Source organism: Foetidibacter luteolus, from assembly GCF_009650435.1.
GTDB classification, from domain to species: domain Bacteria; phylum Bacteroidota; class Bacteroidia; order Chitinophagales; family Chitinophagaceae; genus Foetidibacter; species Foetidibacter luteolus.
Map to the genome: position 1 here is coordinate 1 of NZ_VVIP01000053.1, position 22,276 is coordinate 22,276.

Here is a 22,276-nt window from a genome sequence, read left to right on the forward strand (position 1 = left end):
AAGTGAGTCTATATGTAAAAGGTTTCGGTGCAGCGGCAGTCCTAAAATTAGGCTGCAAAGAAGAATTTTGCTAAAAAAAACAAATATGAAACAGCAAACTTCAGCCACAACCGAAACCTTGGACAAAGGTAGAAGCCTGATTGATTTCAGCGGCAAAATCATCTATGTAGGAATAGATGTACATCAAAAAGATTACCAGGTTGCCAAATTATTAAATGGGATTTGCCTGGGTAATCACCGTATGGGCAGCAACAGTGAAGACCTTATTAAACACCTGAATAGCCACTATCCGGGGGCCACATTTAAGTGTGTGTATGAAAGTTCGGCCTGGGGTTTCACCCTTCAGCGTTCACTGCAGTCCGCAGGAATGGAGTGCATCGTGGTTCATGCTGCCGATGTATCCACCAGTGATAAGGAGAAGAAAAGGAAGACCGATAAGGTGGATGCCTTAAAGCTGGCCCGCAACCATGCAGCCGGTGAGCTTAAGGCCATCCATGTACCGGGGGAGGATATTCAAAAAGACCGCAACCTGATAAGATTCCGCAAGAAACTGGTAGGGGATCTAAACAGGAGCAGGAACCGGTTGAAAAGCATATTGAAATACCAGGGCATCCAACTGCCGGCTAAATATGAAAAGACCAACTGGAGCCATAATTTTCTGGAATGGGTGGAACAGGAAGCTCAAAAAGACGAACGGCTGAAAAGCACTTTAGTGCTGATGTTGGAACAAATCAGGTTGCTGCGCCAGTTGCTGTTAAAAACGGAAGGTAAATTGCGGGAACTGAAAAAAAGCCGGTACCAGCAAAATACCAGCCTGCTGTTGAGTGTTCCGGGAGTAGGCCCTACAACAGCCCTGTGGTTTTTGCTGGAAGTGGGCGATATCAACCGGTTCAAAGGATTTGACGCATTGAATGATTTAATAGGTTTCTGTCCTGATACGGACAGCAGCGGCGATAAGGAAAAAGATACCGGTATTACCACCCGGCGCCACAAACAATTGCGCAGCCTGCTGATAGAAGCTGCCTGGCAGGCCATAAGGATAGATCCGGCTTTAATGGATTGTTATCAGGCATTAACCAAAAGAATGAAAGGCAACCAGGCCATTATCCGTATTGCCCGTAAACTGCTGCGCAGGATAAGGGCTGTTTTGATAAGCGGTGTGCCTTATCAAAAAGGTGTGGTAAAGTAACGGGAACAGAAATGAGTTTTTTTAAGCCATCCGGCTTACCGATAGTAATACAAAAGGAGCCGCCATGACGGCCCCCTCTATACTATCGTATAAGCACAGGCCCTATCGCTGGCAGGTTGTCCTCCGGCAGAGCCCGCTTCCTGTTCAGGCCGGTGCACAAACTTAAAAATCTAATTTTGAAGCAAACAGTATTATTCATATCACAGAAAGGTAATATCAAACAGTTATAAGGACTGCTTTTTGTGTCCTGCAGTTGCAACATACTGCTCAAGTGAGTCTGCAGCCTTATACTTTTACTTTATGGGATTAATAAAGATTTGCAGCGGCCATGTGCCGACTGCTGATAGGAGTTTCACCACCTGTGATAAAAATCTTTTTTCCAATGACTTAAAAAAACACAACATATTAACCTTGTTTTGCAACCTTTTTCAGGATGGCAGGCAGCGTATTCCTTTACATAGGAGTGACACAACCATAGCTCAATAGTAGCATTTCAGCTAAGTGCCAAATTAAAATCCTGTTAATGTAACTTTCCTTGCAGGCCAGCGTTGAAGTTAGCTGATGAGTAAACTTATGGGCAATGCTCCATCCCGCAACCTTTGGGTAGATTATCTCAAGTCGGCAATTACGGTACTGGTGGTGGCGCACCATGCGGCGCTGGCATACACTACGTTTGCCTGGTTTGATGATAAAGTGTATATTAACTCCACCCATGCAGTGGTGGATAAAGAACGCTGGATTGGGCTGGATGTGTTTGTGAATTTTAATGACATTTTCTTTATGTCGCTTATGTTCTGGATTGCCGGCCTGTACCTGTATAAAAGTATTGATAAAAAAGGCCGGATGCTGTTCCTGAAAGACAGGGTGAACAGGTTGCTGATACCCTTTTTTGTGGCGGTTACAGTTTTAATGATGATCGCTTATTTTCCTGCTTATTACCTTAGCCATCCTACTATCAATCCCATCGCTTTTGTAAAGGATTATTTTACCACCGAACGATGGCCGGTAGGACCGCCCTGGTTTATATGGGTGTTGTTTGTATTTAATTTTTTGCTGCTGCTGTTTTATCCTATTGTACGGCGGTTTAATGCAGCCGCTTTAGCAAGGTACTTTCAAAGGCAGCCGGCGGCATGCTGGCTATTCCTGTTTGCCATTAGCTGGCTGCTGTATGTGCCCGTTGCTTATAAAGTTGGCGCAGGTACCTGGACGGGCCTGGGCCCTTTTGATTTTCAGCTTAGCCGCCTGTTGCTATACTTTGGCTATTTTGTATTGGGTGTGTTTACCGGAAAAACCAACTTTAATGCAGGTATTTTAGCTGCAGGCGGGCCTGTTACCCGCAACTGGAAAACGTGGATAATACTGGCCGCAGCGGTATTTGTTGTTTTAACCCTTGTCTCGCCACGGCTGGCTATGCTGGTAAAGAGTGGCAGGCTGACAGCATTCAATGGCTGGATGATTTATTATGCCTTGTATGTTGCATCATGCGTATGCAGTTGCCTGGCCTTTGTTGCCGGTTTCAGAAGGCATGCCCACACGTCAAAGCGCTGGTGGAATTCACTGTCTGACAATGCATACCTGATTTACCTGCTGCACTTTATTTTTATTAACTGGGTGCAGTTTTGCCTTTTGAACATCCGCATGCCGGCAATATTTAAATTCACCATAACCTTTGTGCTTGCTTTGGCTTTAAGCTGGTTAACAAGTATTGTATTGCGGCGCATACAGCTAGTAAGGAAGTACCTGTAAACAAACAGGCAACCCGTTGTACAGGTTGCCTGTTGTATAAAACATGTGCGGTTGATTAATTAGCCGCTACCTGCCTGCGTATAATGTTTAGCGCACCACCGGCCTTAAACCATTCTATCTGTTGTGCATTGTAAGTATGGTTGGCAATAATGGTATCAGTTGTTCCGTCTGCGTGGTGCAATACCAGTTCCAGCGGTTCCCCGGGGGCAAAGCTGGTAAGGCCGTTTACATCCACTATATCATCTTCCTGTATTTTATCGTAGTCTTCTTTATTGGCAAAAGTGAGGGCCAGCATGCCTTGTTTTTTCAGGTTGGTTTCGTGAATACGGGCGAATGATTTGGTTAGTACCACCCTAACACCCAGGTGGCGGGGCTCCATAGCCGCATGCTCCCTGGAGCTGCCTTCGCCGTAATTCTCATCACCCACCACAATACTGCCGATGCCGGCCGCCTTGTATGCACGCTGTGTAGCGGGTATCGGGCCATATTCGCCGGTTAACTGGTTTTTGATATTGTCGGTTTTTTCGTTGTAATAGTTAACCGCGCCAATAAGCATGTTGTTGGAAATGTTATCTAGGTGGCCACGGAATTTCAACCAGGGGCCGGCCATGGAAATATGGTCGGTAGTACATTTACCTTTCGCTTTTATCAGCAGTTTCAGGCCTTTCAGGTCAGTGCCTTCCCAGGCCGCGAATGGATCAAGCAACTGTAAACGCTTGGATGTGGGCGATACTTCCACCACAACATTGCTGCCGTCTGCAGCAGGTGCCTGGTAGCCGGGATCGTCAACGGCAAAGCCCCTTGTTGGCAGTTCGTCGCCACTTGGCGGATCAAGTTTTACCTGTTCGCCTTTTTCGTTGGTCAGCGTATCGGTAATGGGGTTAAAGCCCAGGTCGCCTGCAATAGCCAAAGCGGTAACCAGTTCAGGAGAGCCCACAAAAGCAAATGTATTAGGATTGCCATCGGCACGTTTGGCAAAGTTGCGGTTAAAGCTGTGTACAATAGTGTTTTTCTCCTGTTTGTCGGCGCCCATCCTGTCCCACATGCCTATACAGGGGCCGCAGGCGTTGGCGAATACGGTAGCGCCTATTTCGTCGAATACGTCCAGGAAACCATCTCTTTCTATGGTATAGCGCACCTGCTCACTGCCGGGTGTAATGGTGAACTCAGCTTTTGTTTTCAGGTTTTTCTGGGCCACCTGCCTGGCCAGGCTAACTGCCCTGGAAATATCTTCGTAAGATGAGTTGGTGCAGCTACCGATTAAGCCCACTTCTACTTTAGTAGGCCAGCCATTGGCTGCGGCGGCTTCCTTCATTTTTGAGATAGGCGTGGCGAGGTCTGGTGTAAAGGGCCCGTTGAGGTGTGGTTCCAGTTCGTCCAGGTTTATTTCAATCAGTTGGTCAAAATATTGTTCGGGATTGGCATACACTTCAGGGTCGGCAGTCAGGTAGTCTTTAACGGTGTTTGCCAGTTCTGCAACATCGGCGCGGTCTGTAGCACGCAGGTAGCGCTCCATGCTTTCATCGTATCCAAATGTTGAAGTGGTGGCACCTATTTCGGCGCCCATGTTACAAATGGTGCCTTTGCCGGTACAACTCATGCTGGTGGCGCCTTCGCCAAAGTATTCCACTATACAGCCGGTACCACCTTTTACGGTTAATATGCCGGCCACTTTTAGTATTACGTCTTTGGGGGCTGTCCAGCCGTTTAATTTACCGGTAAGCTTTACGCCAATTAACTTGGGCCACTTTAACTCCCATGGCAGGCCCGCCATAACGTCGCAGGCATCCGCGCCGCCAACACCGATAGCAATCATGCCCAGGCCTCCGGCATTAACAGTGTGGCTGTCTGTGCCAATCATCATGCCGCCGGGAAAAGCATAGTTTTCCAGCACTACCTGGTGAATAATACCGGCGCCGGGTTTCCAGAAACCGATGCCGTATTTATTGGAAACACTGGCCAGAAAATCATAAACTTCCTTACTTTCTTTGGTAGCAACTTCAAGGTCTTGTTTGGCCTCGACTTTTGCTGTAATCAGGTGGTCGCAATGTACGGTGGAGGGTACGGCAACCTTGGGTCTGCCCGCCTGCATAAACTGCAACAGCGCCATTTGTGCGGTAGCATCCTGCATGGCTACGCGGTCTGGTGCAAAATCAACATAAGTTTTACCACGCTCAAAGTTTTGCAGCGGCTGATCGGCATGCAGGTGTGCATACAATATTTTTTCAGCAAGCGTTAGCGGCTTACCAAGAAATTTTCGTGCATTATCAACTTTTCCGGGAATGTCTGAATACAGCTTTTTAATCATTTCAATGTCGAAGGCCATAGTCGTAAATTTTAGATTGATGTTACTGATTGCAGGCTGAAAAGGGGAGGGCGGACGATTTGTATTTCATCCTGCAATTTTTTGTGCTGCGAATTTACGCTAAAAGGGGTATAATAAAATGGCAATTCTCAGCCTGGTGCAATCGTTTGAAAATTGGCAGCTAAAAAGCATTAGAATAACAAAGTGCAGGAAGTTACGCAGCTTGCAGGTGCTTTATAAGCATTAAACAATTAGCCTGGTGGCGTAAAAGGCATGGTGTAGCACTTTGGGTGAGGGATTGAAGCGGTTACCCCGGTGAGGCCCATCGCAGCAAGGCCCTGTGCCGGAGTAATAGCGGAAAGCCCGACCCCTTGCGATAGCTTGGGGGCACCCCCTGCACCTCCTTACTATCTTAAAATGAAACATGCCCGATCTTGGGAAACGATACCCGAATATCTTTAATGGTTATTCTGTAAGGCTTTTTAGGTAAGCGATGCTTTGTGGCACATGGCTGTTTACATCCGTGCTTTCATCTTCTATAAAGTAATGCTTAATGCCGATTTTTTTAGCCTCTTTTAGTATGCCCGGTATATCAACCTGGCCCTGCCCTAAGGGAACATCATTTTCCGGGCCGGTAAGGCCTGTAAGATCTGTTTTGGCACCTTTCCTCAGGTCTTTCACATGCATCAGCTTCCAGCGGTTGCCATACTTTTTAAGCAGAGCAACAGGGTCGCCACCGCCAAACTGAATCCAGAAAATATCCATTTCAAAAGAAACATATTCAGGATTGGTGTTTTCAAAAATATAGTCGAGCAAAGTGCCGTTGCCGTAGGGTTGAAATTCATAACCATGCGCATGATAACAAAAAGTAAGGCCTTGTTCTTTCAGGTATTTGCCTGCCTTGTTAAAGTCATCCACCGCTTTCCTGGCATCTTCAAAAGTTAGTACGCCGTTCTTGTGGGGTATCCAGGCGCACATTACATATTTTGAACCCAGTGCCTTAGCCCGCCAGGCAACTGAATCTGGCTGGTTAACCAGTTGCTCGTATCCTGCGCCACTGGAGGGGATGCTGATGCCCCTTTCATCGCAAAGCTTTTTAAACTCTGCCGGCGGCATGCGGCCACCGCCGCCTTCCAGCTCTGTAAAGCCAAACATTTTAATGGTATCCAGGGTTTTGGCTACATCAACAGGAAAACTCTTTCTGAAAGTATATGCCTGCACGCCCAGCGGGGCGGTATATAATGGCTTGCCCTGCGCATAAACATTACCGTTTTCGAAGAGAATACTGCTTATAAAAAGAATGATAAAAAGCTTTTTCATCAGGTATTATTTTAATGAGGTTGCAATAGGTTTTACGTAAAAAAAGTTGTTGATGTAGTGCCCGGCTATGCTTTAGATATTCCCTTTCTTCAGTTCATCCACCGCATAGTTAACAGCACGTGCCGTTAGCGCCATGTACGTGAGCGTTGGGTTTTGTGTGCCTGTAGATGTCATGCAGGCGCCATCGGTTACAAATACGTTGCGGCAATGGTGCAATTGGTTATGGGCATTGAGAAGAGAGGTGGCAGCATCTTTACCCATGCGAACGCCGCCCATTTCATGTATGTCGGAACCGGGAGGAGATTTTGTGTCCTCCACTTTTATATTGATAAAGCCCGCTTTTTCAAACATTTCTGTGCTTTGCTCAATATAATCCTGCACCATCCTGTCGTCATTTTCGTCCCACTCGCAGGATACAACCAGTTGCGGAATGCCGTACTTGTCTTTTAGGTCCTTATGCAGCCGTACATGATTTTTTTCAACAGGCACACATTCGCCCATCATCCAACTGCTGATGCGCCAGTTGCCGGGTGTTGGGTGCAGCAGGCTTTCCCGCAGTTCATCGCCTATTGCATTATTGTTGCTGTTAAAGTTGCGGCTACCGGCAATACCAATGGCATAGCCACGTAAAAAGCCGGTTTCCTGTTTTAATACATTCCTGAACCTGGGCACGTAGCTGTTGCTGGGGTTGCGGCCATCAGTTTTTTTGTCTGTAAAACCTTCAAATTCAGCACCGCCCTTGCCACGGTAATTGTGCCAGGAAATGTATTTGCCCAGCAGGCCGTTATCGTTGCCTAATCCATTGGGAAACCTATGCGATGTTGAATTTAGCAAAATAGCATTGCTGTTAAGTGCTGACGCGTTTACAAAAATAACAGAGGCGTAAAATTCTATTGTATCTTTTGTTTCAGCATCTATTATGCGAACGCCGGTGGCCCTGTCTTTCTGTTCATCATAAATAATAGAATGTACAACCGCCCAGGGCCTTATGGTTAGCTTGCCTGTTTTCATGGCCCATGGCAGGGTAGAGGCATTGCTGCTAAAATAGCCGCCATATACGCAACCCCTGTTGCACATGGCCTGGTTCTGGCATTTGTTTCTGCCCTGTTGTATATGTACAGGCTGTGGATTGGTTATATGTGCACACCTGGCCTGTATAAGGTGCCTGTCTTTAAAATTTTTGGCCAGGCTTTCTTTAAAATACTGCTCAATACAACTCATTTCAAAACCCGGCATCACTTCGCTGTCGGGCAGTTCCGGCAGGCCATCTTTATTGCCGGCAATGCCGGCGAATTTTTCCACATGGGCATACCATGGTTCCATGTCTTTGTAACGTATAGGCCAGTCAACCGCAAAACCATCCCGCAGCGGGCCTTCAAAGTCGTAATCGCTCCAGCGTTGTGTTTGCCTTGCCCACATAAGCGATTTGCCGCCCATGTGATAACCACGCACCCAACGAAAAGGTTTCTCCTGCACAAAAGGCTGTTCATCATCCTTCAATGCCCAATGCAATGTTTCTTCCCGTAAAAAGCGGGCGCCCTGGTAATCTTTTCTTTGTTCTATGGATACAGTGCCGCGGTGTTCCAGTTGCCACGGCGCTTTAGATGCGGTAGGGTAGTCCGCGCCATGCTTTACATCGCGGCCACGCTCCAGCACCAGCGTGGTAAGGCCCCTGTCGCAAAGCTCTTTGGCGGCCCAGCCACCGCTGGCGCCGGAGCCAATTACAATGGCATCATACGTTCTTTTTTTGGCAGAATCATTATCCGGCATGGTTTCAGGATTTTATGGTTACACAACCGTAGTAATGGCCGGGCGCTACCTTGTAATGCAGGTAGCCTTCCATTACCTGTTGAGAGGTGGTAAAGCCGCGTATGGTTTCGCTTTTCACCAGTTCAAAAAAATCTTTTTCTTCTTTAGCGGCAGAAGTCTGCAGCTTCAGCAGCAGGCTTTGGCGTTGTTGCTGTGTGGCTTTTTCAAAAGGCTGGCCAAAAGTCTTTTTTGCCGATGTCTCCAGCGCTTTCAGTTGCTGTTTTACATTGTCACGCACCGGTTGTTCGTAGCAGTCGTCCAGCATTTTTTGCAGAAACTTGTCAACGCCAACAGCCAGGGCGCCAATGGCATTGCCCGGTGGTATAATTGTATCTGTTACAGAGGCCAGTAAAGATTGTTCCTCTGGAGAAAATGAAGAGGCATGTGTATGGGTACTGCTTAGGTTGCAGGCTTGCATCCAGAAAGGCAGCGATATAATGCTGCCGGAAGCAATCATGATATTTTTAACGGCATGGCGTCTGTTCATAGTGCAGGCAATTATTGGCGTTATGGTTGTTGCAAGCGGGTATGAATATAAGCAAAACCACAAAAAAGCGGGCAGCTTTGTCGGTTAATGCGCAGCGGGTATCGGTTATTCCGGCATTTTTTACAATGGGTGGGTTTATTATTGGCCTTGGCTAATAAAGTATTTGGGATTTGGTACAGGTTATGACTATGGCAATCATCATCCGTAACGGTTTTTGGGGCCGTCAACTGTGGATGCCAGCATCTGCTGTTGTTCCGGCTATCCGTTGCAACTCCGCCCCAAAGCCCCTGCACAGCGCCTTCAGCGGGGTTTTCACTTCTATCCGGCGGCCATTAAGCTGCAGGATTTCTATTGAGCAGCCCACCGGATAGGGGCATTGTAGGGTAAACTGTTTTATACATTTTAACTATGCCTGTGAACAATAAGTAACAATGTTGTGGAAAGCATAATACAGAAGCCAACAACGCCAGCTAACACAGCTTTGCCAACGGGTTCAATTGCCCCACCCGTCCTGGCATGAACGATTACCTGGCGCACTAAGAGTCGTTTATAGAGATAAGATGCTATAGCTGTCTGAAGAAAAGGAATAGAAATGCCTGCCCCGCCTATCACTGGGGCGATTGCGATGGAACATAACATGATAATAGTAAAGGCAACACTATACAACCACGCTTTAAAGCTATTTTCTCTTTGTCCTAATCTTCGATAATTTGTAGAAAACAAATAGCCCGCTACCAATGGGCCTCCTATAAAAGTGCCGGCCAGGATAGAGCGGTTATTGAATAGTTTAAATGAGGGTCTTGCTGATTCGGTTATAATGGACATATCTGGCCTAAATATAACCGGCTTTTTGGTATTGAAACCGGTTGGTGTGCTTAAGAATCTATTAATAGATACTTTCCTAAAGAAATATACCTGGTTCTACTTCCCATGTAAACGGTTCGGTAAAAGATTTCAATGTTTTAGGCTGCAGACCTTTCATTGTTTTCCACCAAATCCTTTTGCTTTCATTATTGTCATTTCCTTTTTCAAGCCTTCTTTTTCCGGTCAAAAAATTGTAACTATAATCTTCATATTCGTGTGTGGATCTGTGGAAAGAAAACTTATCTGCACCGGCTAAAATGAATTCTCCTTTTTGATATCGAAACTTATAAGAAGCATTTGTTACATACCATGTTCCATTATAATAAAACAGTAGAAAATTAATTTTTAAAATTCCGCCGGTAATACTTGTCTTAATGTATGGTTCATCCATTGAGGGGTTATCATGCTTCATGATAAAGGAGTTGCTTTGTTCCGCTAAATAAAAAAGATTGCCGGTTGAATTTTTGAAAAGTATAAGAAGAATTCTGGGCTGCGTAAAAAGTGTATCCTCATCATTATCAACTTTCATGATGCTGTCTTTCTGCTGGATAACAACTGCAGCATCACTAACTCCATCACTGTTTAAATCACCATAAGCGCTATCAAGTATAAGCCATCCATTTGGAACAAAATTTCCCAGGTTAATTCCTGTTTTTTTTATAGATGGGTAAGAAATAGTTTGTCCAAAGGAACTGTTACTTGCAAGAATTATTGTAAAAATAAATATATAACGCACGGATATTAGATTTAACTGATGCCTTGTTTGTAAGATGCCGGTTTTATTTACTTAAAGATAGCGTATGTATTCAGAGATTGTATCTTACTTGTCCGTCAGCCCTTTCATAAACGCAATAATCGCACTTTGTTCTTCTTTTGTAAGCCTTAACTCATCCGGTGGCAGGGTTTGATTTTCTACCTGCAGGCCAAGGCCTGTGCCTCCGCCTTTGTTGTAAAAGTCAAGTACCTCTTCCAGGGTGTTGAAAACTCCATTGTGCATATATGGGGCGGTATTGCCAATATTGCGCAGCGTGGGCGTTTTGAAAGAATGTTTATGCGGTGCTGATTTATACAGGATATACTTGCCTTCATCAGCATCAAGCTGGTATGGTGGCTTTGGTAATGCAGGCACGCCCAATACTTCAGATTCTGTTTTTACATAAGCGGGTGGTGCATTGCCGTTAAACAGTGGCGTAAAATGGCAGGTGCCGCATTTGGCCTTGCCCATAAAAAGGTTAAAGCCGGTTATTTCCTGGTTGGTTAAAGCCCTGTAATCACCCCGCATATAATCGTCAAAGCGGGAAGTAAATGCGGCCTTGCTCCTGATGAAGGCGGCAAGTGCCTGCTGTATTTTTTCGCCGGTAATGCCTTTTGAATTGAAGGCTTTTTCAAACAGGTTGCTGTAGCTGCTATCCTTATTAAGCAGTGTTGCCGCGTATGTAAGGTTACCATGCATTTCATCGGGGTTTTCAATTACCTGTTTGGCCTGGTCTTCCAGGTAGGCCAGCCTTGAATCTGCAAACTGGGCGCCTTGCAAAGCCGCGTATAAGATAGTTGGGGTGTTACGGCGTATGATGTTTTTGCCATCAAAACTGTTATTTTTTGCCAGCCCATCGGTATAACTTTTGCCAGGCTGGTGGCAACTGGCACAACTTCTTTTGCCCCCGGCTGAAAGTTGCACTTCGTGAAACAGTTGTTCGCCCAGGTAAATCATTTCGTTGCTATGGCTGCCGGGCCTGGCGGAAGAATAAAAAACAGCATTGAATGCGCCATCATCAAAAAGTGTGGCGGCATTTGCTTTCAATGGCCTTGACTCATCAAAAAATGGTACGCCAAGCTGCTTTTGAAATCTGTACAGCTTCCGGCAAAGCGGGTTAATGTATTGGGCTGTGAACACCGCCCTGTTGAATAAAGCAAAGTCGTTATTGCTGTTGATGTAAGCAGTGCAGTCGTTTACGGCTTTTACGAAGTTTGTATAAGCAGTATCGCCGGCGTTGCCTGCATAAACAGTAAGATATTCCTGCAGGGCGAGTAAGGTTTCTTTGCATTCCGGCAATGACAAAAAAGCAATAGGGGAGTCGAAACCTGATATGCCGAGGGTAATGGTGCGGAACAATTGCAGCCTTACCGCGTCGAAAATATGTGCATCGGTAAGTTCCAGTGTTTTGCTGACCATTGCAAGCCTTGTAACCGCGTCGTTAAGGGCTCTGGCCTGTACCAGCAAACCTTCGTAATCTATGCTGCCCGGTTGCGGGTAAATAAATTCTTCAATTACCTGGAAGCCGGTTGGCGCTGTGGGGTATTCCGGGTTGTCAGGTTCCACTTCGTCAAGCGCCGGGCCATTGATGGCTTTGGCTGTTGACGGGTTGTAATACTCGGCAAATACTTCGGCATGCTTATACAGTAGCCTTGCCGCTGCAAAATGCTGCCGTATGGTGGCCAGGTTCTGCTTTTGCTGTACGCTTGCAGTAAGCTGCAACACACAGTTTTGCAGGCTATCTACCCATCCGGTATAAATGCGTGCAACTTTGCCGGCATTTGACTGCTGAAGAGATGGGGATGAGCAGCTTTGAATAAATGCCATGCAGGTAAGGAGTATAATGCCAGCTAACTTGTTCATACAACATGTTTATACAGTAAAGCCCCTTGGTAACCCGCAGGGCTGCTGTGTTTTTCACTAACAATAAAATATGCCGGCGTAAGAAACGACAGGTTGCACCGCCGGGTGAGGGATTGAAGCGGTTACCCCGCTGAGGCCCTCGCAGCAGTGCCTTGTGGCGGAGTAATAGCGGAAAGCCCGACCCCTTGCGATAGCTTGGGGGCACCCCCTGAGAAATATATTTGTATCAGTGTAGCACAGCAGCCCCACTAATAAACCGGGGCTGCTGCTACACAACAGGCATTTAAGTTATTTGGGCAATCCTTTAACCAATACTACCTGGCTGGCCTGGTCTTCATCTGGCCTTAAGGAACCGCCATCAACACCTTTGTATTTGGCATCCCTCCATGTGTGTGGCTGTATGCACAGCATGAACGTATTGGGTACATTAATAACATCTGACACATCAATTAAGGAACCGTACTCCCATGAGCCATACCTTGAGCTGCCGCCAACATTGTATTTTGCGGCATCAGGAGCAGTGCGGCGGTGGTCAAGTTCAAAAACGGTTTTTAATTCTTTTGTATTGATGTTGTATTGGTACAGGTAAGAATCGTGTGTTTCGTCGCCATAGCCATTAGGGTCTTCCTGTATGTACACATAGTTTTCAGTAACACAAATATTATCCGGGTTTTGAAAAGGTGCAGCTATGCTTTTCTTATTGTCGCCATCCAGTATAACTTCCAGCTTGCCTTTCAACGGACTTTTTTCATCCAGCACCAGTTTGTAGGTGCGGCCATATTTGGTCCTTGAAAAATCGGCATTGGCGCCGCTATTATTTTGACCGGTTACATTAAAATAAATTTCCCTGGAGCAATAAGAGTATTTGCCTTTGCGGTAATCAATATCTTCCACGCGGCCAAACTTTACAGATTGGAGTGCTACGGATGCTTCCTGCAACTGCCTGCCGGTTTTTGTAGCCGCGTCGTTAATTTTTACAAATTCAACATCGTAGCTGTTGCCGGTAGTCATATCTTTTTCCCTTATGTTTTTATCTTTTCTCCTAAGCACATATACGGAACCGCCGGTGAGGTCTCCAACCGAATTTGATACATACATTACCAACTGGCCACCTTCGTTTCCGGAATCATCATCACCGATGATGATGACCGTTTTTCCGGGGAAAGCGTGTTTGCTTAACGGTACCGCGTTTTCGGAGCTCCACCTGCCAAGTGCCGGCAATTCTTTGCTCATAGATGGGTTGAAAGAAGTTTCCAGTGGCGATACGGCATGTATCCTTGATTCTTCACCACTTTCGCCACAAGTAAGGTAAAGCGGGCCAAACCCATGCTCCTGCTGTGTTGCCATGGTTGCAGAGCAAAGGCGCCATAAACCACCGGTTGAGTTAAGGATGTATTCGCCTTTTACCGGTTTGAAGTTGTTGTTGAAGGAAATTCTTGAAACGGCAAAGTTGTCTTCGTGGTTTAATATGTAAGTATATCCACCGGCAGGGTTTTTTATAAGGCCGGCTCCATCGGCAGAGCCGCCAAAAACAAACTTGGGCGATTGCGGCAGTACGTCATCGCTGCTGATGAGTGAATAGGTCTCCAGCTTTTCAAAACCGGGTAATTTTTTCAGCAAAACCGGCGTTGCAGAGTGGTCTTCCAGGTCAATTTTGGGGTTTGGGTTCCATGGGTTAGGCTTGCAGGCGGCAAGGCTAACAATAGCGGCTAAAGCAACAGCTTTTTTGCTGTGTGTTACAAGTGCATTCATTGGTCATGATTTAGGGCATGAAGATGCCAACATAATGTTAATACGGGCAGTAAAGCGTGTTAGCAATAGGTGAAGTATTTATTATGCTATTATGAATTCTGAAGCCTGCTGTTGTTTTTGTTTAAGCTGCGTGTATATTATCCTGGTAGTGTAACAATGGTTGGATATACGGGTAGATGTTTTTCCTAATGGGTTTACTGAACCTTGCGGTAACTAAATAAAATGCTTTCTGCTGTATCTTTTGGAGAAATGGTTGCACACCCTTATTTTTGCCGCCCATTTGGCGGGGTAGCTCAGGCGGTTAGAGCGTTGGATTCATAACCCAAAGGTCTCGGGTTCAACTCCCGATCCCGCTACAAAAAAAAATTATTGCTAAAAGTTTAAGGTCTGCTCGATAAAGCAGGCCTTTTTTGTTTCGTTATCAACAGTAAAGTTTGTTTGCAAACAAGTTTGTGAAATAATGAAATTTGCAGTCATATAAGTTGCTTATGCCAACCATACATCAACAATTGCTTAATGCCGCGGTAGAGGGTGACCTGGCCCTTGTTGAAAAATTAACTGCGCAGGGCGCTGACATTAATTATACAGATGCTTATGGAAATTGCGCTGTATTCTCCGCCGCCTGGGAGGGTAATATTGAAGCGCTGGATTGTTATTACAGGTTAGGTGCGGTGCTTGATTTAGAAGACACCAATCTACTCTGCAATTCCGCTTTTAACGGGCAGAAAGAATCCGTGAGGTGGTTGCTGGAAAAAGGGGCAAATGCAAATTTTAGTTTTGCCGGTACAGGCGAAAACGCATTGCATTACACCATTTGTAAAACCAGCGAAATGGAGGAGCGGGTTGAAATTGTACGATTGTTAATTGATGCAGGTATTGATGTAAATAAAAGAACAATTAAAGGGGCTGTGACCCTTTGTTTTATGCGGGATGCATTCCTGAAAGCCGAAACGCCGCTTCACCGTGCCGCGGCTTATGCAAATGAGGCCATCATTAAAATGCTGATAGATGCGGGGGCAGATAAGTCTGCGAAAGACGCAAACGGCGATTCTGCGATTTCCTGGGGTAGTTGGTACCTGAGAGAATCGCACATCCTGAAATTGTTACTTTATGGTAATGTGCCCGCCATAAGATGATTTGGGTATTGTTTATTTTTTTTGATGGTTTTTATCTTACGAATTCCTCACTATAATTTCTCATTTCCCGTTTTTTTAATCGGCCATGTTGCATTTTTAATCGGTAGTAAAGCTTGCGTAACAACAGAATGTTTTATTACTTTATGCAGGCTTTACAGCCAGGCTTTCCTATGTAATACATACAGAAAGGCGTATATGCGATATATACGCCTTTTACTTTTGGTAGCTAAGTGCCGGTGTTTGTTATTCTAATTATCGTGAAAATGCAGGCCAACAGGATTGGCCAAAAAAAGGCCGCCGCTTCTTGACCTTACAATGGCAACTGTTAAAGGTATTTTTATGTTATTCTCCAATATATAGCTATTGCCCCATTGAATAAAGTTTCCGCAGATTGGTTTTTCGGCTTTATTGATTGTTAGCGCAGGCGAAATGTAGCTTTCGAAAGTTACAGTCTTCATGCTGAAAGGTTATGGTGTTTTTAAGGATGGTTCTCTTGGAGTGTTTTTCCTTAATGAAAATACCATGTTTTTTTGAAATTGTAAGGCCAAACCCGGTAAAATTATTTTTTGTTGAACAGGAAGATTTGGGCATTACCCCCCGCAACCATGGCCCAACAACCAATACACGATAACAAAGACTAATATAGTGCCCAGGCAACCCCCGCCCCATTTATAAGCTGCATAGCCAGCAATTAATGTTTTAAGCCAGTCTCTCATACAAAAAGTTTTTAAGATGTAGAATATTGTAGCAATTGCAACCCTTGTGCCGTATGTTAAGGAGTTGGGAAAAAAATGAAAAGAAAAAAGCCCGTTGTAAAAACAACAGGCCGTCTTCGATTGCTTGCCATATGAAAAATCTTAAAATATCTTATCGTAATTTTTTATAATGCTTAGTTTGTTTCTGATATGACTGCAATTTAGAAATGATTCCTGAAATAAAAAAAATATATTTTTATTTTTAATGTAATTATTAAATATTTTTATAATCAAGCAGGGCTTTTTCCAGGCAATCCATCGCAGCATTAATGCTTTCCAGGTTTAAAACATAGGCCAGTCTTACTTCCTGTTTGCCTAAACCCGGGGTTCCGTAAAAGCCGGAAGCAGGCGCCAACATAACAGTTTGGTTATTGTAACTAAACTCTTCCAGCAGCCACTGGCAAAATTTATCCGCGTCATCCACCGGCAGTTTGGCCATAGCGTAAAAAGCTCCACCCGGGTTGGGGCAAAAAACTCCCTCCATCGCATTCAGCCTTTTTACCAGTAAATCCCTTCTTGCTTTGTATTCTTCTTTAGTAGCGTTAAAATAGTCAGCAGGTAAATCAATGGCAGCTTCGCCAGCCAGTTGCGCAAAACCCGGCGGACTAAGCCTGGCCTGTGCAAACTTCATTACCGTATTATAAAGTTTCTTGTTTTTAGTTACCAATGCGCCAATGCGTCCGCCGCAGGCGCTGTAGCGTTTACTTATGGTATCCATCAGTACTACGTTGTCATCAATGCCTTCCAGTTGCATGGCGCTTATATGCGTTCCCTCATAACAAAACTCCCGGTAAGCTTCATCAGAAAAAAGGAACAAGCCATGCTTTTGTACAATGGTCTTAAGTGTTTCCATTTCTTCCCGGCTGTATAAATAGCCGGTGGGGTTGTTGGGGTTGCAAATAACAATGCCTTTTGTTTTGGGTGTTATGGCTTCTTCAAATGCGGATATGGGCGGCAGTGCAAAACCGCTTTGTATAGACGATGTAATAGGTACTACTTTAACGCCGGCTTCAACCGCAAAGCCATTGTAGTTGGCATAGAATGGTTCCGGAATTATTACTTCATCACCTTCATCAAAGCAGGCCATAAAGCCAAACATTATGGCTTCTGAGCCTCCGGTGGTAATAATAATGTCAGTGTAATCAACAGTAATGCCCACCCTGCTGTAGTATTCAACCAGTTTGCGCCGGTAGCTTTCATTACCCGCGCTGTGGCTGTATTCCAGTATTTTAAAATCAGAATGCCTTACCGCATCCAGTACCATTTTGGGCGTTTCAATATCTGGCTGCCCTATATTAAGATGATACACTTTTGTTCCTCTTTTTTTTGCAGCCTCTGCATAGGGAACCAGTTTTCTGATAGGCGATGCAGGCATTAACTCGCCCCTGCGGCTGATAGATAGATTTGTCATAAGCACAAGCTAAGAGAATTGATAAATTTGATAAATAGGGCTTTGCATTTGCGTGACCATTTTTAAATATACTTTGTTTAACGGCTAACCGCTTGAATTTTATGGGCCCGGCAGTGTGAGCTACTATGAGGCTTTACTTGCGTCGCACTCTTGTACGTTCTGTATTTCTATTCCCCATTCAATGTCGTTCAGTTAAGTAACAAATGTCAGGTTGAGCTTGTTGAAACCGGTTTATATACTTTGCTTTTCACGCATCCGCCTTCGACAGGCTCAGGCTGACATCCTTAACAAAACAACATTAAGTGAGCAATAACTTAAGTTACTGTAAAGCCGCATAAAACTCCGCCAGATGTACCCGTTAAGGTGTCATGCAAAATAAAAAACCACCAGTTTTGCGGCTGGTGGTTATCTGTATCAGCAAAAGTTTTTATTTTCCTGATGGCTGCACCTCGCCATTTATTTCCAGAACCACCGGTTCAAGATTCGCAAACTTAACGGTTACTCTTTTGGTAAAAGGGCCTTCGGCCGCCGCGTTGTAAGTAACTTTAATATTGGCGGATTTACCCTTCATTACAGGCGCTTTGGAAAACTCGGGAGATGTACAGCCGCATTCTGCCGTAGCGCTTTCTATAATTAAAGGTTTACTGCCGTTATTGGTAAAAACAAATTCTGTAGTAACAGGTTTGTTCTGTGGTATTTTGCCAAAAGAATGCTTCATAGCTGCAAACTTTACATCGCCTGTGGTTTGTGCAAAGGCGCCCACGCTAACTATCAGCATTACTGCCAGTAACAGTTGTTTCATATGTATATTGTTATTTATTGTCTTTTAATTTTTGAACGGCTGCATTGGCGGGAGCGGCATTTTCAGGCGCTTTAAAGGTTTCGCCATGAAATTTTACCACCTGGCGTATGCCGTTGCCAAAGATAAGGGTAACGGTTTTGGTAAAGGCCCCGTCTGTCATTCCGTTAAAGCCCAACGTTACTTTAAAGCTTTCACCGGGGGCATAAGGCCCGTTTTTGTATTTGGGCGTGGTGCAGCCGCAACTGGGTTGGGCGCTTTCCAGCCTTACGGAGTCGCTGCTGATATTCTTTAAAACCAGGTCATATTCAACCGGCTTGCCAAATGGAATTTTTCCAAAATTGTGGTCAAGCTCACTAAACTGAATTACTTTGCTTACATCGGGCTGGTTGGTTTGTTGGATGGCAGGAGCCTGGGCCTGGGCATTTGCGTTTACAAAGAGAAGGAACATCATAGCGCTTACAAGCAGCGAAATCTTTTTCATCCTAATAGTTTTATCTTGAATGTTGAATGAATTTCCTTGTAAAGAGGAAATTATAGTAAAATTAGAAATAATTATTACAGAAACTATACCCGATAAAATGAAAAATTACGGCGCTGATTATTTTAAAGGAATATTAATACATCTTTGTCGCGTTTGAGTGCCCGGATGGGCACTGGGGATGTGCTATGCCCGCTGGTTGTGCCAAGCCTTTTGGCAGAAACAGCAGCAGGTGTCACCTGCGGGTGAGGGATTGAAGCGGATACCCCGGTGAAGGTTGTGTGGGTTGGCTTTGTGCCGGAGTATGAGCGGAAAGCCCGACCCCTTGCGATAGCTTGGGGGCACCCCCTGAAAAATATGGCTTAAAGGATGCGGCTGCCCCGCCGGCGGGGCAGAAAATATGTGCAATAGAGGTGAATACTTTCGCCGGCTAACGCTCATTAGTATATTACTTGAATTAATACATTTGCAGCATGGAAAATCTAACCGCTCCATTGGAACAAAAAGACGGTATGCTCTCTTATGAGGACTTTCGTTCTGCTGTACTCAATGACTACAGGATTGCCATTGAAAGCCGTGAAGCCAGTTTGCTGGGTAAGCGTGAAGTGCTTACCGGCAAGGCTAAATTTGGCATATTTGGCGATGGTAAAGAAGTGGCCCAGGTGGCAATGGCCAAATTTTTTCAGCCGGGAGATTTCCGGTCGGGTTACTACCGCGACCAAACCTTTGCCTTTGCAACGGAGCTTGCCACCATACGTCATTTTTTCTCGCAGTTATACGCTGATCCTGATATTAAAAACGAGCCGCTGAGCGGTGGCCGGCAAATGAACGGCCACTTTGTAACCCGCAATGTAGATGAGGAGGGTAATTTTCTTAACCTGGCGCACCAGAAAAATACCGCGTCGGATATGGCGCCTACGGCAGCCCAGATGCCCCGGTCAGCAGGCTTGGCCCTGGCATCGAAACTTTTCCGCAATTCTAACCTGCTTAAGCCCTACCAGGGCCTGTCTAACAATGGCAACGAAGTGTGCTTTTGCACTATTGGCGACGCTTCTACATCAGAAGGGCATTTTTGGGAAGTAGTGAATGCCGCCGGGGTAATGCAAATTCCATTGGCCATTTTTGTTTGGGATGACGGTTACGGCATTTCTGTGCCTAAAAAATACCAGACCACCAAAGGGTCTATCTCCGCGGCGCTGGAAGGCCTGCAGAAAAAACCAAATACCAACGGCATTGATATTTACCGCGTAAATGGCTGGGATTATGCCGGCATGTGTGAAGTGTTTGAAGAGGCTATTCAAAAAATACGGGACACGCATATACCCGCCGTATTTCATGTGGAGGAGTTAACACAGCCGCAGGGGCATTCCACATCCGGCAGCCATGAAAGGTATAAATCTCCCGAACGCCTTGAATGGGAACGTGCCTGGGACTGCATTAAAAAAATGCGTGAATGGATTATTGAAAATGATATTGCTGTTGCGGACGAATTGCTGGCTATTGAAACAACGGCTAAGCAGTACGTACGCGACTGCCGCAACGAAGCATGGGAAAACTACATTACGCCTTTAAAAGCCCTTGCCGCCAGTACCGCAGAGCTGATAAAAAATTCAACAGTTAACGATATAGAGGTATACAAGCAGTTGCAAAAAACGGCCAATGAATTAATTAACAACAGAGAGCCCCTGCGCCGGGACATATTGAAAGCTTTATCTGTTGCAGCCAATACCGCACGTAATTATCCCGCTGGTGAAGAATTGAAGGCCAGGTACCTGGCGTTTAAAAAAGAAAATGAAACTGTTTATAATACCTACCTGTACGATGAAGGCCCCAAGGGCGCCATTCATGTACCAGTGGTAAAAGCGGATATAGATGAACGTTCACCCGTAATGAACGGTTATGAGGTGTTAAATCACTATTTTGACCAGTTGTTTGCAGGCAACCCTTTGGTGGTGGCCTTTGGGGAAGACGTTGGTAAAATAGGCGATGTAAACCAGGGCTTTGCCGGGTTACAGAAAAAGCATGGTGAGCAACGCATTTTCGATACCGGTATAAGGGAGCTTACTATTATAGGGCAGGGTATAGGCCTGGCATTACGCGGCTTGCGGCCGATTGCCGAAATACAATACATGGATTATGTAGTGTATGGTTTGCAGCCTTTAACCGACGATGTGGCTTCGCTGCATTTTAGAACAGTTGGCCAGCAAAGCTGCCCCCTTATCGTTCGTACCCGCGGCCACCGGCTGGAAGGTATATGGCACAGCGGTTCGCCCATGGGTATGCTCATCAATTCCTTAAGGGGCATGTATGTTTGTGTGCCCCGTAACATGGTGCAGGCTGCCGGCATGTACAATACCCTTTTAAAAAGCAATAACCCCGCAATAGTAATAGAAAGCCTTAACGGCTACAGGCGTAAGGAGCAACTGCCGCACAACCTTGCTGAGTTTACGGTACCGCTGGGTATCCCCGAAATTTTGCAGAAAGGGGATGATATAACTATTGTTTCTTATGGCTCTGTGCTGCACATTATTAAAGAGGCGGCCGACAGGCTTTTGGAGAACGGCATTAGTTGTGAAATTATAGATGTACAAACGTTGCTGCCTTTCGACCGCCATCATGCTATAGTGGAATCTTTAAAGAAAACCAACCGCATTGTTTTTGTTGACGAAGACGTGCCCGGCGGGGCTGCGGCTTACATGTTTAATCATGTTATGGAAGAGCAGGGTGGTTACAAGTGGTTGGATATTGCGCCGCGTACCATTACCGCTAAAGCGCACCGCCCCTCTTATGGCAGCGATGGGGATTATTTCAGCAAGCCTAACGTGGAGGATATTTTTGAAACCATTATGGAAATGATGGCTGAATAAACGAATTAACCATTTATGAGTGAATATAAAAGTCCGGATGCCCGGACTTTTATATTTTAAGCCAGTAAGAAATTGGGGGTGTCCCCAAGCTGCGCAAGGGGCCGGGCAGAACTGCGTTCGCAACCTTCGTCAAAGCAACATTTAGTTGCTTTTTCTTGGTTGTGCTATTACTCCGCCACAAAGCCGGGCTGCGAAGGCTTCAGCGGGGTAACCGCTTCAATCCCTCACCCGGAAGACGGTTGCCGGTTACAAGTTGCAGGTTGCCGGTTTGTTGATGGGAAAGAGGCGGATAATTTGTTTAGCTGTGGAAGTGCAGAAGCATCTACCCGCTGCTAACATTAAACCTTGAACAAACGAATATTGAACAGTTAAGCCCCATCGGGGCGATATGTTAGTAGCACCGATACGCAACAGGCAACAGAGCGCCGTAGGTGCGATATGTAAGGCGAGGTGATAAATTGCGGAATGGTTATGCAGTCAACGGGGGGCTACAACCTGAACAACATGCAGCCTCTACGAGGCTTTAGAAAGCACAGCAACCCGAAGAGCGGTACCGGTTGCAGGTAGCTGGTTACCGGTCTGTTGATGGGAAAGAGGCGGATTAATTTTTTGGACGATGAATTGCTGAAGTAGCTTTCCTTAAAAAACTTTGAGCAAATACGAAGGGGGCTATAATGTGGTAAAAGCTGCGTAGCGAATCCAGCCGTACAAGTGAGTCTATATGTAAAAGGTTTCGGT

Annotated in this window: 16 protein-coding genes and 1 tRNA gene; 5 read left to right on the top strand and 12 right to left on the bottom strand. The window is 45.5% G+C overall.

Annotated features, from left to right (window positions below; genetic code table 11):
- Positions 1 to 85: 85 nt before the first annotated feature.
- Positions 86 to 1,189, top strand: coding sequence for an IS110 family RNA-guided transposase (locus F0364_RS16820; protein WP_153795953.1), 1,104 nt, complete (start codon positions 86 to 88; stop codon positions 1,187 to 1,189).
- A 561-nt stretch (positions 1,190 to 1,750) separates the two neighbouring features.
- Positions 1,751 to 2,935: an acyltransferase family protein gene (locus F0364_RS16825; RefSeq protein ID WP_235921134.1), complete on the top strand. Its 1,185-nt coding sequence runs from the start codon at positions 1,751 to 1,753 to the stop codon at positions 2,933 to 2,935.
- A 55-nt stretch (positions 2,936 to 2,990) separates the two neighbouring features.
- Here the strand turns inward: F0364_RS16825 and F0364_RS16830 are convergent, their stop codons facing one another.
- The 8 genes from F0364_RS16830 to F0364_RS16865 all read right to left on the bottom strand — a co-directional run bounded on the left by F0364_RS16830 (position 2,991) and on the right by F0364_RS16865 (position 14,089).
- Positions 2,991 to 5,261 (bottom strand): aconitate hydratase, encoded by a 2,271-nt coding sequence (locus F0364_RS16830; RefSeq protein ID WP_153798971.1) that lies wholly within the window; start codon positions 5,259 to 5,261, stop codon positions 2,991 to 2,993.
- 444 nt (positions 5,262 to 5,705) lie between these two features.
- A complete protein-coding gene (locus F0364_RS16835) occupies positions 5,706 to 6,560 on the bottom strand; it encodes a sugar phosphate isomerase/epimerase family protein (protein ID WP_153798972.1) in 855 nt (284 codons plus the stop codon).
- A 72-nt stretch (positions 6,561 to 6,632) separates the two neighbouring features.
- Positions 6,633 to 8,330, bottom strand: a complete 1,698-nt coding sequence (locus tag F0364_RS16840) for a GMC oxidoreductase (protein WP_153798973.1) — start codon at positions 8,328 to 8,330, stop codon at positions 6,633 to 6,635.
- 4 nt (positions 8,331 to 8,334) lie between these two features.
- A complete protein-coding gene (locus F0364_RS16845; RefSeq protein ID WP_153798974.1) occupies positions 8,335 to 8,856 on the bottom strand; it encodes a gluconate 2-dehydrogenase subunit 3 family protein in 522 nt (173 codons plus the stop codon).
- A 402-nt stretch (positions 8,857 to 9,258) separates the two neighbouring features.
- Positions 9,259 to 9,681 (bottom strand): hypothetical protein, encoded by a 423-nt coding sequence (locus tag F0364_RS16850; protein ID WP_153798975.1) that lies wholly within the window; start codon positions 9,679 to 9,681, stop codon positions 9,259 to 9,261.
- A gap of 76 nt (positions 9,682 to 9,757) precedes the next feature.
- A complete protein-coding gene (locus F0364_RS16855; protein ID WP_153798976.1) occupies positions 9,758 to 10,456 on the bottom strand; it encodes a hypothetical protein in 699 nt (232 codons plus the stop codon).
- A gap of 84 nt (positions 10,457 to 10,540) precedes the next feature.
- Positions 10,541 to 12,337 carry a cytochrome-c peroxidase gene (locus tag F0364_RS16860; RefSeq protein ID WP_153798977.1) on the bottom strand — a complete coding sequence of 599 codons (1,797 nt, stop codon included), beginning with the start codon at positions 12,335 to 12,337 and terminating at the stop codon, positions 10,541 to 10,543.
- Positions 12,338 to 12,625: 288 nt separating this feature from the next.
- On the bottom strand, positions 12,626 to 14,089 hold the full coding sequence (locus tag F0364_RS16865) for a PhoX family protein (protein ID WP_153798978.1): 1,464 nt from the start codon (positions 14,087 to 14,089) through the stop codon (positions 12,626 to 12,628).
- 282 nt (positions 14,090 to 14,371) lie between these two features.
- Here F0364_RS16865 and F0364_RS16870 point away from each other — a divergent pair.
- A tRNA-Met gene (locus tag F0364_RS16870) sits at positions 14,372 to 14,445 on the top strand.
- Between the two features lie 132 nt (positions 14,446 to 14,577).
- On the top strand, positions 14,578 to 15,225 hold the full coding sequence (locus F0364_RS16875) for an ankyrin repeat domain-containing protein (RefSeq protein ID WP_153798979.1): 648 nt from the start codon (positions 14,578 to 14,580) through the stop codon (positions 15,223 to 15,225).
- A gap of 248 nt (positions 15,226 to 15,473) precedes the next feature.
- Here the strand turns inward: F0364_RS16875 and F0364_RS16880 are convergent, their stop codons facing one another.
- The 4 genes from F0364_RS16880 to F0364_RS16895 all read right to left on the bottom strand — a co-directional run bounded on the left by F0364_RS16880 (position 15,474) and on the right by F0364_RS16895 (position 18,674).
- Positions 15,474 to 15,683 (bottom strand): hypothetical protein, encoded by a 210-nt coding sequence (locus tag F0364_RS16880; protein ID WP_153798980.1) that lies wholly within the window; start codon positions 15,681 to 15,683, stop codon positions 15,474 to 15,476.
- A 511-nt stretch (positions 15,684 to 16,194) separates the two neighbouring features.
- Positions 16,195 to 17,391, bottom strand: a complete 1,197-nt coding sequence (locus F0364_RS16885) for a pyridoxal phosphate-dependent aminotransferase (RefSeq protein ID WP_153798981.1) — start codon at positions 17,389 to 17,391, stop codon at positions 16,195 to 16,197.
- A gap of 427 nt (positions 17,392 to 17,818) precedes the next feature.
- A complete protein-coding gene (locus F0364_RS16890; protein WP_153798982.1) occupies positions 17,819 to 18,193 on the bottom strand; it encodes a DUF1573 domain-containing protein in 375 nt (124 codons plus the stop codon).
- Between the two features lie 10 nt (positions 18,194 to 18,203).
- Positions 18,204 to 18,674 carry a DUF1573 domain-containing protein gene (locus tag F0364_RS16895; RefSeq protein WP_153798983.1) on the bottom strand — a complete coding sequence of 157 codons (471 nt, stop codon included), beginning with the start codon at positions 18,672 to 18,674 and terminating at the stop codon, positions 18,204 to 18,206.
- A 470-nt stretch (positions 18,675 to 19,144) separates the two neighbouring features.
- Between F0364_RS16895 and F0364_RS16900 the strand changes: the two genes are divergently transcribed.
- A complete protein-coding gene (locus F0364_RS16900; RefSeq protein WP_153798984.1) occupies positions 19,145 to 21,538 on the top strand; it encodes an alpha-ketoacid dehydrogenase subunit alpha/beta in 2,394 nt (797 codons plus the stop codon).
- The last annotated feature ends 738 nt before the right edge of the window (positions 21,539 to 22,276 follow it).